Origin of the sequence: Collinsella sp. CLA-SR-H006, from assembly GCF_040097075.1 — a bacterium.
Classification (GTDB): Bacteria; Actinomycetota; Coriobacteriia; order Coriobacteriales; family Coriobacteriaceae; genus Collinsella.
Map to the genome: position 1 here is coordinate 91,320 of NZ_JBBNPD010000010.1, position 14,059 is coordinate 105,378.

The 14,059-nt window shown below is 58.9% G+C and carries 11 protein-coding genes; 7 read left to right on the plus strand and 4 right to left on the minus strand.

The features are described from left to right. Positions 1-14: 14 nt before the first annotated feature. Positions 15-1,775, minus strand: coding sequence for a PTS lactose transporter subunit IIBC (locus AAA069_RS07075; protein ID WP_022094682.1), 1,761 nt, complete (start codon positions 1,773-1,775; stop codon positions 15-17). 176 nt (positions 1,776-1,951) lie between these two features. Continuing rightward, positions 1,952-3,394: a 6-phospho-beta-galactosidase gene (gene lacG / locus AAA069_RS07080; protein ID WP_022094683.1), complete on the minus strand. Its 1,443-nt coding sequence runs from the start codon at positions 3,392-3,394 to the stop codon at positions 1,952-1,954. A gap of 350 nt (positions 3,395-3,744) precedes the next feature. On the opposite strand from lacG (AAA069_RS07080), the gene AAA069_RS07085 reads away from it, so the two are divergent. Continuing rightward, entirely contained in the window at positions 3,745-4,773 is a 1,029-nt protein-coding gene (locus AAA069_RS07085; RefSeq protein WP_055310566.1) for a substrate-binding domain-containing protein, read from the plus strand. Between the two features lie 276 nt (positions 4,774-5,049). Here the strand turns inward: AAA069_RS07085 and lacG (AAA069_RS07090) are convergent, their stop codons facing one another. Continuing rightward, entirely contained in the window at positions 5,050-6,489 is a 1,440-nt protein-coding gene (lacG, locus tag AAA069_RS07090; protein WP_349127948.1) for a 6-phospho-beta-galactosidase, read from the minus strand. A gap of 70 nt (positions 6,490-6,559) precedes the next feature. Continuing rightward, the gene (locus AAA069_RS07095) at positions 6,560-8,335 is read right to left on the minus strand and encodes a PTS transporter subunit EIIC (protein ID WP_349127949.1); all 1,776 of its coding nucleotides are present in this window, start codon (positions 8,333-8,335) and stop codon (positions 6,560-6,562) included. Positions 8,336-8,692: 357 nt separating this feature from the next. Here AAA069_RS07095 and AAA069_RS07100 point away from each other — a divergent pair, with 357 nt between their 5' ends. The 6 genes from AAA069_RS07100 (at position 8,693) to AAA069_RS07125 (ending at position 13,851) form a co-directional block, all read left to right on the plus strand. Then, positions 8,693-9,697 carry a LacI family DNA-binding transcriptional regulator gene (locus tag AAA069_RS07100; protein WP_349127950.1) on the plus strand — a complete coding sequence of 335 codons (1,005 nt, stop codon included), beginning with the start codon at positions 8,693-8,695 and terminating at the stop codon, positions 9,695-9,697. Positions 9,698-9,911: 214 nt separating this feature from the next. Next, positions 9,912-10,250: a PTS lactose/cellobiose transporter subunit IIA gene (locus AAA069_RS07105; RefSeq protein WP_349127951.1), complete on the plus strand. Its 339-nt coding sequence runs from the start codon at positions 9,912-9,914 to the stop codon at positions 10,248-10,250. A gap of 274 nt (positions 10,251-10,524) precedes the next feature. Then, positions 10,525-11,505, plus strand: coding sequence for a hypothetical protein (locus AAA069_RS07110; protein WP_349127952.1), 981 nt, complete (start codon positions 10,525-10,527; stop codon positions 11,503-11,505). 307 nt (positions 11,506-11,812) lie between these two features. Then, positions 11,813-12,241 carry a galactose-6-phosphate isomerase subunit LacA gene (lacA, locus tag AAA069_RS07115; protein WP_006234830.1) on the plus strand — a complete coding sequence of 143 codons (429 nt, stop codon included), beginning with the start codon at positions 11,813-11,815 and terminating at the stop codon, positions 12,239-12,241. Between the two features lie 63 nt (positions 12,242-12,304). After that, entirely contained in the window at positions 12,305-12,829 is a 525-nt protein-coding gene (gene lacB / locus AAA069_RS07120) for a galactose-6-phosphate isomerase subunit LacB (protein ID WP_349127953.1), read from the plus strand. An 86-nt stretch (positions 12,830-12,915) separates the two neighbouring features. Next, entirely contained in the window at positions 12,916-13,851 is a 936-nt protein-coding gene (locus tag AAA069_RS07125; RefSeq protein ID WP_349127954.1) for a hexose kinase, read from the plus strand. Positions 13,852-14,059 lie beyond the last annotated feature (208 nt).

Sequence of the window (14,059 nt, forward strand, 5' to 3'; positions counted from 1 at the left end):
GTGGCGTCAGCGTCTTATGCCTCGAGGTTTTCCTCGATCCAGGCGACGGCACCCTTGGGATCCTTAGTGAGGTCGATGTACTGTTTGCCCTTGGGCGACAGCAGCGTGATGCCCAGGCGGTCGGTGTCGGCCTTCATCTCGTTGTAATAGGTGCGAACCTGCGGAGCCAGGACGATGACGTTGTACTGGTCCATGATGGCGTAGTGGCTGCCGTAGGCACCGGCGTTGGCGGTAATGTCGATGCCCAGCTCGTCGGCGCCTTCCTTAAGCGCGTTGGCGAGCAGTGCAGAGGTGCCGGCGCCAGCGCACAGAACCAGAACCCTCAGATCCTTGCCCTTAAGGGCGGACGGAGCTGCGGAGGCCTCAGTGGCAGAAGCGGTCTCGACAACAGGAGCCTCAACGGCGGGGGCGGCAGCGGTCTTGACGGCCTTGGTCTCCTCGGCCTCTTCTTCGGCCAGGGTCTCGGCCTCCTGCTTGCACAGGACGTTGTCGTAGGCCTTGCAGAACGGGTAGTAGATTAAGAAGTCAACGACCAGCAGGACGACAACCAGGACCAGAGAGATCGGTTGGAAGTTGGTGTCGATGAAGGTGCCGATCGGTCCGGGGAGTGCCCACGGCATGGCATAGATAAAGCCGTTCATGCCCAAAAAGTCGATGAAGAACTTACCAATGAGGACGTTGGCCACGGGGGCAAACAGGAACGGGATCAGGAAGTACGGGTTGAGGATGATGGGCGCGGCGAACAGCAGCGGCTCGTTGACGGCGAACATCACGGGTACGACAGAGGCTTTGCCGACGGCCTTGAGCTGCTTGGAGCGCATAAAGAGCAGGAAGATGATCGGGACAATGAACGTGGCGCCGGTGCCGCCGAGTTCGCCGATGTAGTTACCGAAGTTCTCGGTCAGGGCGAGGGCGGGGTGACCGCCGGCCTGCAGCGTGGCGAGGTTGGTAGTGATGTTGCCAAACAGCGCGGCGTTGAGGGCAGGCTTAACGACCGAGGGGCCGTGGATGCCCATGAACCAGAACAGCGGGATCATGAACCAGATGAGGGCGAGGCCGGCGTAGGAATCGGCAGCGGCGAACAGCGGGCTCACCAGCGTGGAGATGACGTTGGCAAACGGGACGGCCAAGCAGGTGCGGCAGATAACGTCGATGACGGCGACAAACAGGATGGAGAAGCTGAAGGCGAAGATGTCGCGGAAGTTCTGGGCGATGGCGCCGGGGACTTCTTTGGGCAGCTTGATGGTGATGTCTCGCTTAATGCAGAAGGCATAGATGTTGACCGTGGCAAATGCGGCGACAAAGGAGCTCAGCAGGCCCTTGGTGCCCATGTTGTCGGTAAAGAACACCGAGACATCGGCGCCGTCGATCTTGGCACTCGTCTGGGTAACGGCCAAGATGAGCATAGCGCACATGGCGGCGACCATGGTGCTCGTGGCGTTGATGGCCTTGCCGGCAGGCATGCGGCGGTTCTTGGAGCCGGTCAGCGCGCTTGCGGTGGTGCCGGCGACCATGATGCCCACGACGCCCATCGTGAAGTTGTAAACCTTGTTGCAGAAGTTCACGACGTCGACGTTCCACCAGTCGGGCAGCGTAAAGCCGCCGACCGTGGCGACAACGCCCGGCAGGGTTGAAATAAGCAGGAAGACAGAAGAAGACAGGATGATGGGCATTGCTGCCAAAAAGCCGTCTTTAATGGCCTGAAGGTAGATGTTCTTAGAGACCTTGTCGAAGTACGGCTGACCTTTCTCCAAGAACTTAACGATCGATTCCATAGTTCACGCTCCTCTTTGCATGAAATCTTAATGGCATGGACGTTGAAAACCTATATGGTCTCCCGCTTGCTAAAAGCCCGGGTGCAGGCGGGGTCGGTCCCAGGGGGAGAGAGGGGAGCGGCTGGGTTTGTATCGCATAGGGCCGCTCCCCTCTCGGGGGAAAGCGAGGCGATGCGCTACTGCGCGTCCGCCATAGTGTCGGCGAGCTCCTTGTACCAGAGTGCCGACTGCTTGATGTAGCGTTTTTGCGTGTCGAAGTCGATGTAGAACAGGCCGTAGCGCTTGTTATAGCCGTTGGCCCACGAGAACTGGTCCTGCAGGCTCCAGATAAAGTAGCCCTGGACGTCGACGCCCTCGGCGCGCGCCTGGAGCACCTTCTCCATGTGCTGGTCGACAAAGTCGATGCGCTCGGGATCGGCGACGATGCCGTTTGCGTCGGGCTCGGGGTCCTTGTGGCCCAGGCCGTTTTCGGTGATATAGATGACGGGGAGGTTGGGATAGGTGGCGCTGATGTGCTTGAGCGTGTCGTAGAGGCCTTGCGGGTAGATGAGCCAATCCCAGTCGGTGGTGGGGATACCCGGCATATCGACCTGCTGCCCGACGCCCTTAAACTTAAAGCACGAGGTGCCCTTGTCTCCGGTGCCGTTAAAGCTGTTGGTGGACTCGCCATCGTAGGCGGCGATAAACGCCGACTGATAGTAGTTGAGGCCGAACATATCGTTGCGGGGCGCCGCCTTGGCGAGCTCCTCCATGTCGCTGTCCTCAACCGTAAGCGTGGCGTTGTTGGCACGCAGAATCTCGTTGATGAGTGAGAGGGTGCGCGCGGAGTAGTGACCCAGGAAGGCGCCGTCCATGATGAAGTCGGTGTAGAAGGCGTTGTACAGGTCGGCGGCGTGCTGGTCGGCGGGCGAGTCTGTGGCAGGATATGCCGGCGTCAGGACGTTGACCATGCCAATGCGTCCGCCCAGGTGCTCGGTCTCGTCAAGATCCTTATACAGGTTGACGGCGCGGGCGTGGGCAACGAGCTCGTTGTGCTGGCTCTGGATGCCGCTCGTCACATCAAAGTGATGGTTGGGCGGGAAGTTGCCTTGGATGTATTGGGAGTGCGAGAGGCTGATGAGCTCGTTGATGGTGAACCAATTCTTGACCTCGCGGAACTCGCGGAAGCAGAACTCGGCATAGCGCACATAGGCGTCGACGGTCTTGCGGTTGAGCCAGTCGCCCTGGTTGAACAGGGCGGCGGGGGAGTCAAAGTGATGCAGGGACACATAGGGCTCGACGCCATACTTTTTGCAGCAGGCGAACAGCTCGTGGTAGTGCTTAACGCCCTCGGCGAGGGGCTCGGCATCGTCGCCGTTGGGGAAGATGCGGGTCCAGGCGATGGACACACGGATGGCGTTGAGTCCATGCTCGGCAGAAAGGCGGATATCCTCCTCGTAGCGGTTGTAGAAATCACTGGCCGGGTCGGGCAAAAAGCGACCCTGGGCGACAAGGTAATCGTCCCACATGGTCTTACCCTTGCCTGCCACCTTCGTGGAACCTTCCGTTTGGTACGCGGCGGTTGCGGCGCCCCAAACAAAGCCCTTCGGCAGCTGCTGTACGCGGTTTAGCAAAGACATATGCATACACCCTCTCGTCTCGCTGTTCGATATTGTGCGTTTGCGCTCAGGAGGCTCCCTGGTTAGCGTTCAGCGGTGAAAAAGCCCGATAAACACTATCTTAAAATGATTAGAACCAAAATGAGCACGTGAACATTTGACAATGAGCACGTTAACATCCGGTTGGGATGTATAGAAACAAAACAACTTCAAACAGCCGCGAACGGTTGTATTTGTTCGGTAAGCGGTTTTGATTGACAGAAGTTTTCATGTTGTGGTATATGGCTCGGGTATCATGAGCACGTTATCAATGTATGTACGATGCGCCATGGGCGCGGGGAATAGTTGGGAAGCAGGTTAGCGTGGAAGGCATGGCTCAGCAGACAAGGAATGGTCATTCGGCGAGCGCGGCAGAGGTTGCGGCGCTCGCTGGCGTGAGCCGCCAGACTGTGTCTCGCGTGGTCAACGGTATGCCCAACGTGACGGAAAAGACGCGCAAGCGTGTGCTGGCCGCCATGGAAGAGCTGGGCTTTCGTCCCAATTTTGCTGGAGCGGCGTTGCGCGGCGGGTCGTATCGTTCTATTGGCCTGTGCATGTACAACATCACACGTGTCGGTAACCTGGCGACGCTCGAGGGTATCATGCAAGCGGCGCGCGAGCACGATTTTGCCGTCACTATGATCGAGATGGGCGGCGACAAGCCCTATACACTTGCCGATGCCTCGCGCCGCATGGTCGAGCGACCCGTCGACGGCATGATTCTCAACATGAACCGCATGGCTCCCGATTTTGAGGAGTTTGTTCCCCAGCCGGGAGTGCGAACGGTCATCCTGTCCATGTATGCGCATCCGCGCTGCACGACGATCGACTCCGACCAGTATGGTTCGTGCGAGCTGTTGACCAATTATCTGCTGGAACATGGTCACTCGAATATGCGGTTTGTGGCGGGTCCGGAAAACTCGATTTCCTCGCGTTTTCGTGAGGCCGGTTGGCGCGATACGCTGGGTCGTGCTCATGTCGATGCCGCTCCGATGCTGCGTGGCGATTGGAGTGCGGACAGTGGGTACGCCATGGGCGAGCGGATTGCGGCCGAGGTGCTTGCCGGCGGGTCGCAGGCGCCGACTGCCGTGCTTGCGGCAAATGACCAGATGGCGCTGGGCGTTATCGCCGCGCTCGAGAACGCGGGCCTGTCCGTGCCCGACGACGTGAGTGTGGTTGGTATCGACGACGCACTCGAGGGACTTGTTCCTCACAATCGGCTGACGACGCTGCGATTTGATTTGCGCGGTGTCGGTAAGCTTGCGTTTGAGGCGGCGATTGGAGAGAGCTCGTCTATCGAGGCGATTCATGTGCCGAGTACGCTGGTCGAACGCTCGACTGTTAGGGACATACGGGGTTAGGTCCTACTCCGTTTGTCTCGATTTGTAACAGGTAGACGGTCAAAAGCGGGCTACGTGTTACAGATTTAGATTCTTCGGAAAGAGCAATCCTGTTCGTCTCAATCTGTAACAGCTAGGACCAAAAAACTCGGCTAGATGTTACAGATTGAGACAAACGGACCCCGAACCGCCCAAAAAGGCCGGGGGCGGCGCGCCGTGTGACGTGCCGCCCCCGGCTGAGAAATGGGGACAGGTTATGTGAGCGGGGCAATTCCGCCAACCGCTCGTCGCAAGCCGCTAGTCCAGACGACGGGTCTGCGCCACGTGCTTATACCAGTATGCGCTTGCCTTGGGCGTGCGCTTCTGGGTTTCAAAGTCAACGTAGAAGAAGCCATAGCGCTTGTTGTAGCCATTGGTCCAGGAGAACTGGTCCTGCAGGCTCCACAGGAAGTAGCCGCCCACGTTAACGCCCACCTCCATGGCCTTTAGCAACCAGCGCAGGTGCTGCTCGATGTAGTCGATGCGTGGCTGGTCGTCCACAAAACCGTCCTTGTAGGGGTCCTTGTAGCCCATGCCGTTCTCTGTGATGAAGATCTGCTTGTAGTTGGGGTAGCGCTGCTTAATGTAGACGAGCAGATCGAACAGGCCCTCGGGATAGATGATCCAGTCCCAGTCGGTGGTGGGGATGCCGGGCTTGTTCACATGCTCGCCAATACCCTTAACGCGCCAGCGGCCGGTGCCCTTCTCGCCCGTACCGTTGTGGTGCAGGTCGTTCTCGCCATCGTAAGCCTTCAAGAAACGGCACTGATAGTTGTTAACGCCCAGGTAGTCGTTGTAGAGCGCGGCTTCGCGCATAATCTCGAGGTCCTCGTCCAAGATTTCGATGGTGCCGCCCGAGATGGCAGCCAGACGGTTGGCGCACTCGAGGGTGTCGGGCGCGTAGTCGCCGCGGAAGGTGGCGTCGAGCAAAAACTGGTTTTGCAGCACGTGCTCGTTGTTGGCGGCTTTGATGTCGGCGGGGTCGTTCTCGTTGAGCGGGTACTTGAACTCCAACGACTGAATGACGCCGATCTTGCCCTTAAAGCCGCCGTTGCGGAAGGCCAGCACTGCCTTGGCGTGGGCGAGCATCATGTTGTGCTCGCACTGGAAGGCCTCGGCAAGATGCGCCTTGACGCCACCGGGGAAGGTGCCCTCGATGTAGGTGTTGGAGGCATCGGCCCAAATCTCGTTAAAGGTGAACCAGTAGGTCACCTGGTCGGCATACTCCTTAAAGCAGAAGGTGGCAAAGTCCACAAAGGCATCGATGGTCTTGCGGTTGAGGAAGTCGCCCTTCTCAAAGAGGGGCAGCGGCGTATCGAAGTGATGCAGCGTGACAAACGGCTCAACGTGGTGCTTGTGGCACTCGGCGAAGAGATCGTGATAGAACTGCACGCCCTCGGGGTTGATTTCGCCGGTACCATTGGGGAAGATGCGGCTCCAAGCGATGGAGAGTCGAATGCCGTTGATGCCAAACTCCTCGCACAGTTCCAGATCGACGGGGTATTGGTTGTAGAAGTCCGAAGCGGGATCGGGGGAGAAGCGCCCCTGGGCCTCCAGGAAGTCGTCCCAGGCGACCTTGCCTTTACCGTGGGTACGGGTCTCGCCCTCTACCTGGTAGGCAGCAGTGGCGCCGCCAAAGACAAAGTCCTCGGGAAACTGCGCGGGCGGGTTGGTGACGCTAGCAGAGTTAACGGACATGATGAAATATCCAATCGTCTAAATCGAAGGGCCAGCCGGCTTTGGATGGTCGGCTGGCCCTGAGCGTTAGTTACTTCGAGAGTTGCTCGGAGACGAAGGCGAGAGACTTATCGCCGTTCTGGGAGAGCTCGATGTATTGCTTGCCACGGCAGGCGACGCACTTGTTGCCCACGCGCTCGCAGTCTTTCTGAAGGTCGGCCAGGTAGCTTGCGGCCTGCGGGGCCAGGACGACCAGGTCAAAGTCGGGGAGCATGTCGACGTGATTGCCATATGCCTCGGCAGCGGTTTCAAGATTGATGCCGCGCTCCTTGGCGGCCTTGGCCAGCGCGTTGGCCAGCAGACCCGAGGTACCGCCACCCTGGCAGAGCACGAGTACGCGCTTGCCGTTGAGGTCGCTGGCGGTCGTTGCCTCGGCAGCGGGTGCTGCGGAAGCGGCAGGGTCGTCGGACTTCACGGCCTCGGCAGCAGCGCCGGCGGCAACGCTCTTGGCGTCAGCCTTGCCCTGGAAGGCGTCGTTGAGCTTGGCGGCCTTCTCGGCGTTCTTGGCGGCGAGCTCCTCCTCGGAAATCTCGGCCTCCTCGGCGCACTTCTGGGCGTCATAGGCACGGAAGAACGGATAGTACAGGACAAAGTCGACGACCAGGATAAGGGCGAGCATCACAAAGGCGAGCGGCTGGAAGCCCAGGCCCATGATGGTGCCGATGGGGCCGGGGACAGTCCAAGGCAGGGTGTACATAAAGCCGTTCATGCCCAAGAAGTCGATAAAGATCTTGAGGATCCAGATGTTGGCGATCGGGGCAAAGACAAACGGGACAAAGAAGACGGGGTTGAGCACGATGGGTGCGGCGAACAGCAGCGGCTCGTTGACGGCAAAGCACACGGGAACGATAGCGGCCTTACCGACGGCGCGCATCTCCTGAGACTTGGCCAGGAAGCAGAACATAAAGACCAGGACGAGCGTGGCGCCGGTGCCGCCCATGCAGACGACGAAGTACTGGGCACCCTGGGTCAGGACAGCGGAAGCGTGCTGGCCAGCCTGGAACGCAGCCAGGTTGTCGGTCATGTTGGCAACGAGGGCGGCGGCGATGGCGGGCTCGACGATCGAGGGGCCGTGGACGCCCACGAACCAGAACAGGCTCATGGCGCCGTAGATCACAGCGAGGCCGATGTAGCCATCGGCAGCGGTGAACAGGGGCTGGAACACCTGGATGACGCCCTGGGCAAAGCAGAAGCCAAAAGCAGCGCGGAAGACGATGTCAAAAACCCAAAAGACGGTGATGCAGACGGAGAAGGGGATGATGTCCTTAAAGGTCTGCGAGATGTTGGGCGGAACCTGCTCGGGCATCTTGACGGTGATGTTGCGCTTGATAAAGAACTTGTAGATGATGCCGGTCACAAACGCAGCGATGAAGGCGGTCAGCAGGCCCTTGGAACCAAGGTAGGTGGTGTTAAAGCCGCTGGCGGCGTCCGTGGCGATGGTGTCGCTCGAAAGGAGCAGAAAGCCGATGATGGCCGCGCACATGCACGAGATAAAGTTGATCTGGTTGTTCTTGGGCAGGTCGCGATTCTGAGCGTCGGCGAAGTGCTTGGCCGTGGTGGCGGCACAGGCGATGGCCAGGATGCCCATGGAGTAGTTGTAGCACTTCCACAGGGCGTTGTTGATGTCATCGGGCCAGTAGAAACCCCAGATGTTGGGGACCGAGGCTACCAGGCAGAAGATGGACGAGAAGATGATGATGGGGATGACGGAGATAAAGCCGTCGCGGATCGCCTTGAGGTACTTGTTGCGGGCGATCGCGTTGAAAAAGGGCTGGCCCTTTTCGATGATGGCGATGAGTTGCTCCATGCAATGCTCCTAAGAGTCGGTGGGTTAGCAACGATGGTAGCTTTTGGCGTTCGGTTGCCAAAATGTTGACGTTGCCATTTTGCGACACAAAAAAAGACGCGAACCGGTGGTTCCTGTGCCTGCGAACCGTCGATTCCTTACGCGTAAACGTTTGAGCCGCCCGGTGGCTCTGTGTTTGCACAATGGCAACGTTAACATTTGGGCGACAAAAGCCGTTCGGGGAAGCAAAAATGTCGGTGAACGGTAGGTTTTGGGTGGTGAGCGTATGGTGGGGGAGGCGTTAGATATACTTGAAGACGTTTCATTTGACTGCGTAGGGTGCCACCAATGGCATCGTTGACATAGAAAGATCGACCTATGGCCGCTGTTAAAAAATCGGTATCCGTCAAAGACGTGGCGCGCCTCGCGGGCGTCTCGGAGCAGACGGTCTCGCGCACCGTGCACGATTCGCCCAGTGTGCGCCCCGAGACCAAGGAACGCGTGCGTGCCGCCATGCGCGAGCTGGGGTATCGCCCCAATTTTGCCGGTCGATCGCTGCGCCGTGGCAAGTTTAAGACCGTCGGCGTCGCCATGTTCAACATTACCGGTACCGGCAACCTCGACCGTATGGAGGGCTTTGCCGCCGCGGCCGACAAACATGGCTATGCCATCACCCTCACTAAAGTAGATGGGCATCCGTATACCCTCGAGAGCGCATCGTCGCGCATGAGCGCGCTGCCGGTAGACGGCATGGTCGTGATCATGAATCGCATGCCGGCGGACTTTGGCACCTTCGAGCCGCTGCCCGGCATGCAGACGGTGCTCGTTACGATGCTGGAGCACCCGCTCTGTTCAACGGTCGATAACGACCAGTTCGATTGCTCGCGCCAGGTGGTCGAGTACTTGCTGGGGCGGGGGCACAAAACCGTGCACTTTATCTCGTGTCCCGAGCGCTCGCTTTCGGGCATGCGGCGCGAGGAAGGCTGGCGCGAGACATTGCGCGCGCATGGAATTGAGCCGCCGCGACTCGTCCGTGGGGATTGGACGGCACAGAGCGGATATGCCGCAGGCCAGGCTCTGGCGGAAGATCCGACCTGTACGGCCATTTATGCTTCCAACGATGCCATGGCATACGGCTGCATTCGCGGGCTCGAGTCGTGCGGAAAGCGTGTGCCCGAGGACGTGAGCGTGGTGGGTGTTGATGACAGCCTGGGCGATATCGTGCCCGACCGTCGCCTGACCACGGTGCGCTTTGACAACAAGCGCGTCGGCATGTGGGCGGTCGACAAGATTGCCGGCGCCGATGGGGGTGCGTCTGGCGTGGAGCACATGCTGATCCCCGGTGTGCTTGTAGAGGGCGATACGGTGCGCGATTTGTGTTAGGGTGCGGTCCTGTTTGGGTTGCCGATAATTGTGTTTGATATTGTTCAGATTGGTTTAAAAACCGTTCACGGGCGAAAAGTGACCGTTCATAGCTCGAAATTACGTTTTGAGCTGTTCTTTTTTGTTTGAATGTTATTGTTTCTGTCATACACAACGCAGCGCGTATGCCCGGACGCGATGCTCTCCATTGGTTCATATGTGAAAGGAACGCAATATGGCAACCAAAGAAGAAATCTCGATGATTGGATTCGAGATCGTCGCATACGCAGGTGACGCCCAGACCGATCTGCTTGCAGCGCTCGATGCTGCTCGCGAGGGTGACTTTGAGAAGGCCGAACAGCTGCACAAGGATGCCAGCGATGCGCTCATCGGTGCCCACGACACGCAGACCAAACTGCTTTCGCAGGAGGCCGGCGGTGGCGAGATGGAGATGACCTTCATCATGGCTCACGCTCAGGACACCCTCATGACCACTATGATCCTGGAGAAGCAGACCCGCTTTACCATCGATGCCTACAAGCGCATCGCTGCGCTCGAGGCCAAGCTCGCCTAACGAGCCCGCACAACCAAGTCCCCTTCCAAAAGCTCTGCCGCTACCCGCGGCAGGGCTTTTTCTGTTCTCCTTCAAGTTGCGGTGAAATAGGGACTGAATAGTCATTGGGGACGTTCTTAAACGACTGGTCATTGGGGACAGTCTTGGTGCGCTCCGTTCGTCCTCCCGTTCGATTTTTGCTCGGTGGGTATACTTCCTTTCGCATTAAACGCCGGACTGAGGAGGTATCCAAATGCCGGATAACGGGTCAATACAAAAAAGAGACGCGCACGAGATGGCTCATGGGCGTCCTGTCCAGATAACCGAGCACACGACGGTAACCGAGCTGCAGCCCAGTCTGTCCGATGTCGTGTGCGCAAACAAAAAGCTGCAGATTGGCTTTATCGTTGCGCTCGTGGTCCTGGCGCTGCTGTCGGGCTTTGTAGCTCGTCCGCATTTCGCCGATACCAAAACTTGGGACTCCACCATCGAGGTCATCGACCAAAAGAAGGGTAACGTACTGGCGCTCACGACCTCGTGCGTGGCGCTGTCTGCGGGCATTACCGCGCTGCCGGGTGATACGGGAACGCCGGTTGCCGAGCAGCTCGCGCAGCTTTCAGGCAACCTTGGTATCGTGCTTGCCGTGCTCTACCTAGAGAAATACCTGCTAACCATTTTGTGGTCGGTTGGCCTGGGCATCTTAATCCCGTTTGCGTTGGTGCTCTTTGCGGTGTCGCTCGGCATTCACGGGCGCTGGAGCACGAGCGCTGTTCTGCGCCGTGTGGCGACGCGCGTGCTGGTGGTTGCCGTGATCGGCATGGCGCTCGTGCCCGCGAGCGTATGGGTGTCGCAGAAGGTCGATGAAACGTATCGCGTAAGTATTGAGCAAGCTGAGCAAAAGGCTGCGGACGCGGCCGACGTCACGGACAAGTCAGCTGAGACCAGCTCAAAATCGAACAAGAAAAAATCCGAGGCCACGGAGTCCAAAAACGTGCTCGAGCAGTTGACTGATGGGGCGTCGAGCCTTGTTACGTCGGTGACCAGCGGCGCCAAGCAGATGACCGACGAGATCGTGCAGCAGGTGACCGATCTGATTGAAGGCGTCATCGTGATGATCGTGACTTCGTGCGTTATCCCGCTGCTGGTGCTCGTGGCGTTCCTATGGCTAGGACACGTGCTACTGGGGATCGATATCTCCGGTCCCGCGAACTATCTGACGGGTCGTTTCTTGAGCGCTCCGTCCAGACATGCCAAGAAGAGCGGGCAGTCTGAGTAGGCAGCAAAGCGATCTTTGGAAGATCAACCGTAAGAAGGGCGGCCGAGACGAGTTCTCGGCCGCCCTTTTGTTTGTCGAACACATGGTCGCTACGTCCGCGCCCGGTCCAAACGGTCAGCAATCATCTGTGAACGGTATTTGTTCAAAAAAGAACAAAGATAAACAAATAGTTGTTGCAGTTACTGTTCGAATGTGTTCAAATAAACATGAACAGTGAAGAACCGCACATTCAGATGCCCGGACCTGAACGCGATTCAACACTTCCAAACAGAAACTACGCACCTGCGTATCTCTCAAGGAGGATGTCATGAGGGTTGTAATCGCTTCCGATGCCGACGGTATGTCGATGAAGGAGTCCATCAAGGAGATGCTCATCGCCGACGGTCACGAAGTCGTCGACTATTCCGAGACCCCTGCCGCGGACTTTGTCGATTCCGCGACCGCCGTTGCCAAGGACCTGCTGGAGCACAAGGATTCCCAGGGCTTCGCATTCGATAAGTACGGCGTCGGCTCCTATATGGCCGCCGTCAAGATCAAGGGCATGGTCGTCGCCAACATTTCCGATGAGCGTTCCGCTTACATGACCCGCGAACACAACGGCTCGCGTATGGTCACCATGGGCCCGGGCGTTGTGGGCACCGAGGTCGCCAAGAAGATCGCCCGCGAGTTCCTGCGCGCCCAGTACGCCGGCGGCCGTCACCAGATCCGTGTCGACATGCTCAACAAGATGGCCTAACGAGAGCCACCGAGAACTCGAACTTCTACCTCAACTTGTGAATTCAGACGAAAGGACGTTCTGATGAAGAAGACCATCGCAATCGGTTGCGACCATATCGTTACGGACGAGAAGATCTATCTGGCCGACCGCCTGGAGCAGGCTGGCTACAAGGTGCTCGACTGCGGCACCTACAGCCACACCCGTACGCACTATCCCATCTACGGTAAGGCCGTGGGCGAGGCTGTTGCCAGCGGCAAGGCCGACTTTGGCGTGGCCCTGTGCGGCACCGGCATCGGCATCACCAACGCCGTCAACAAGGTTCCCGGCGCCCGCTGCGCCCTGGTTCGCGACATGACCTCTGCCCTGTATGCCCGTCGCGAGCTCAACGCCAACATCGTGGGCTTTGGCGGTAAGATCACCGGCGAGTTCCTGATGGCCGATATCATGCTTGCCTTCCTGGAGGAGCCCTACGAGAAGACCACCGAGCACGATGCCCTGATTGCCAAGATCGATGCCTGCAATAAGGCCGACGCCGAGGCTCAGGCTGACCCGCACTTCTTTGACGAGTTCCTCGAGAAGTGGGACCGCGGCGAATACCATGATTAGCGGGTATCCGGCGTAATTAACTAGTCCGTTGACGGCTCGCGTTTCTGTGAGGGGGCGCGGGCCGGTTTTCTAAACAGGAGTCCAACATGATTCTGACCGTTACCATGAACCCGTCGATTGATACGCGCTATCAGCTCGACAAGCTGATCATCGACGATGTTAACCGTGTGACGCCCGAAAAGACCGCTGGCGGCAAGGGCCTCAACGTGAGCCGTGTGCTGCTGCAGTTGGGCGACGATGTGCTCGCGACCGGTCTGCTCGGCGGCCACATGGGTGCCTATATGGCCGAGCTTATGGATGCCGACGGCGTCAAGAACGACTTTGTGCCCATCGCCGGTGAGACGCGCATTTGCCTGAATATTCTGCACGAGGGTAATCAGACCGAGCTTTTGGAGAGCGGCCCGCAGATCGCCCCGGCCGAGCTCGATGCCTTTACGGCCAAGTTCGCCGAGCTTGCAGCGAAGGCGGACGTTGTGACGCTTTCGGGCTCGCTGCCGCGTGGCGTCGATGCCGGCTACTATGCCGAGCTCGTCAAGATCGCCGAGGAGGCGGGCGCCAAGGTGCTGCTCGACACCTCGGGTGCATCGCTGGAGGCCGCGCTGGAGTCCGACGCTAAGCCTGAGCTCGTAAAGCCCAACCTGACCGAGATTAACGGCCTGCTGGGTACGTCCTTTACGACCGATGATGTCGATGCCCTGCGCGAGGCGCTTGCCGCCGATGACCGCTTTGCCGGTATTCCCTGGGTTGTCGTTTCGATGGGCGCTGCCGGTTCGGTGGGCTTCCATGAGGGCCGCGCGTTCCGCGCCAAGACGCCCGCGATTGCGGCTGTGAACGCGACGGGTTCCGGTGACTCGACCATCGCCGGCTTTGCGCATGCCATTGCTGCTGGTGCCGACGATGTCACGGTGCTCAAGACCGCCAATACCTGCGGCAAGCTCAACGCCATGGATCCCAAGACCGGCCACCTGGTCATGGACCGCTGGGACGAGGTCTACAACAGCGTTGTCGTGACTGAACTGTAGGGTTACGCGGTTTTATCAAACCGCGTAACCAGCCGACGCTGCAAGCCCGCCAGAGCGGCAATCTGCCTTTCAGCTTCGGCGGCATGACCAGAAGGTCAATGCCGCCTCGCTTCAAGGCACCTTGCTCGCTTTGGCGGGCTTTCGCTCATATGACCCAATCCGCTGTCAAGAGCCACAATGGCCCCGCCGACCGCTTGCAATCGGTCGG

Coding starts and splice junctions, on each gene's coding strand:
- AAA069_RS07075 (WP_022094682.1), bottom strand. CDS start 1,775: ATGGAATCGATCGTTAAGTTCTTGGAGAAAGGTCAGCCGTACTTCGAC.
- lacG (WP_022094683.1), bottom strand. CDS start 3,394: ATGTCTTTGCTAAACCGCGTACAGCAGCTGCCGAAGGGCTTTGTTTGG.
- AAA069_RS07085 (WP_055310566.1), top strand. CDS start 3,745: ATGGCTCAGCAGACAAGGAATGGTCATTCGGCGAGCGCGGCAGAGGTT.
- lacG (WP_349127948.1), bottom strand. CDS start 6,489: ATGTCCGTTAACTCTGCTAGCGTCACCAACCCGCCCGCGCAGTTTCCC.
- AAA069_RS07095 (WP_349127949.1), bottom strand. CDS start 8,335: ATGGAGCAACTCATCGCCATCATCGAAAAGGGCCAGCCCTTTTTCAAC.
- AAA069_RS07100 (WP_349127950.1), top strand. CDS start 8,693: ATGGCCGCTGTTAAAAAATCGGTATCCGTCAAAGACGTGGCGCGCCTC.
- AAA069_RS07105 (WP_349127951.1), top strand. CDS start 9,912: ATGGCAACCAAAGAAGAAATCTCGATGATTGGATTCGAGATCGTCGCA.
- AAA069_RS07110 (WP_349127952.1), top strand. CDS start 10,525: ATGGCTCATGGGCGTCCTGTCCAGATAACCGAGCACACGACGGTAACC.
- lacA (WP_006234830.1), top strand. CDS start 11,813: ATGAGGGTTGTAATCGCTTCCGATGCCGACGGTATGTCGATGAAGGAG.
- lacB (WP_349127953.1), top strand. CDS start 12,305: ATGAAGAAGACCATCGCAATCGGTTGCGACCATATCGTTACGGACGAG.
- AAA069_RS07125 (WP_349127954.1), top strand. CDS start 12,916: ATGATTCTGACCGTTACCATGAACCCGTCGATTGATACGCGCTATCAG.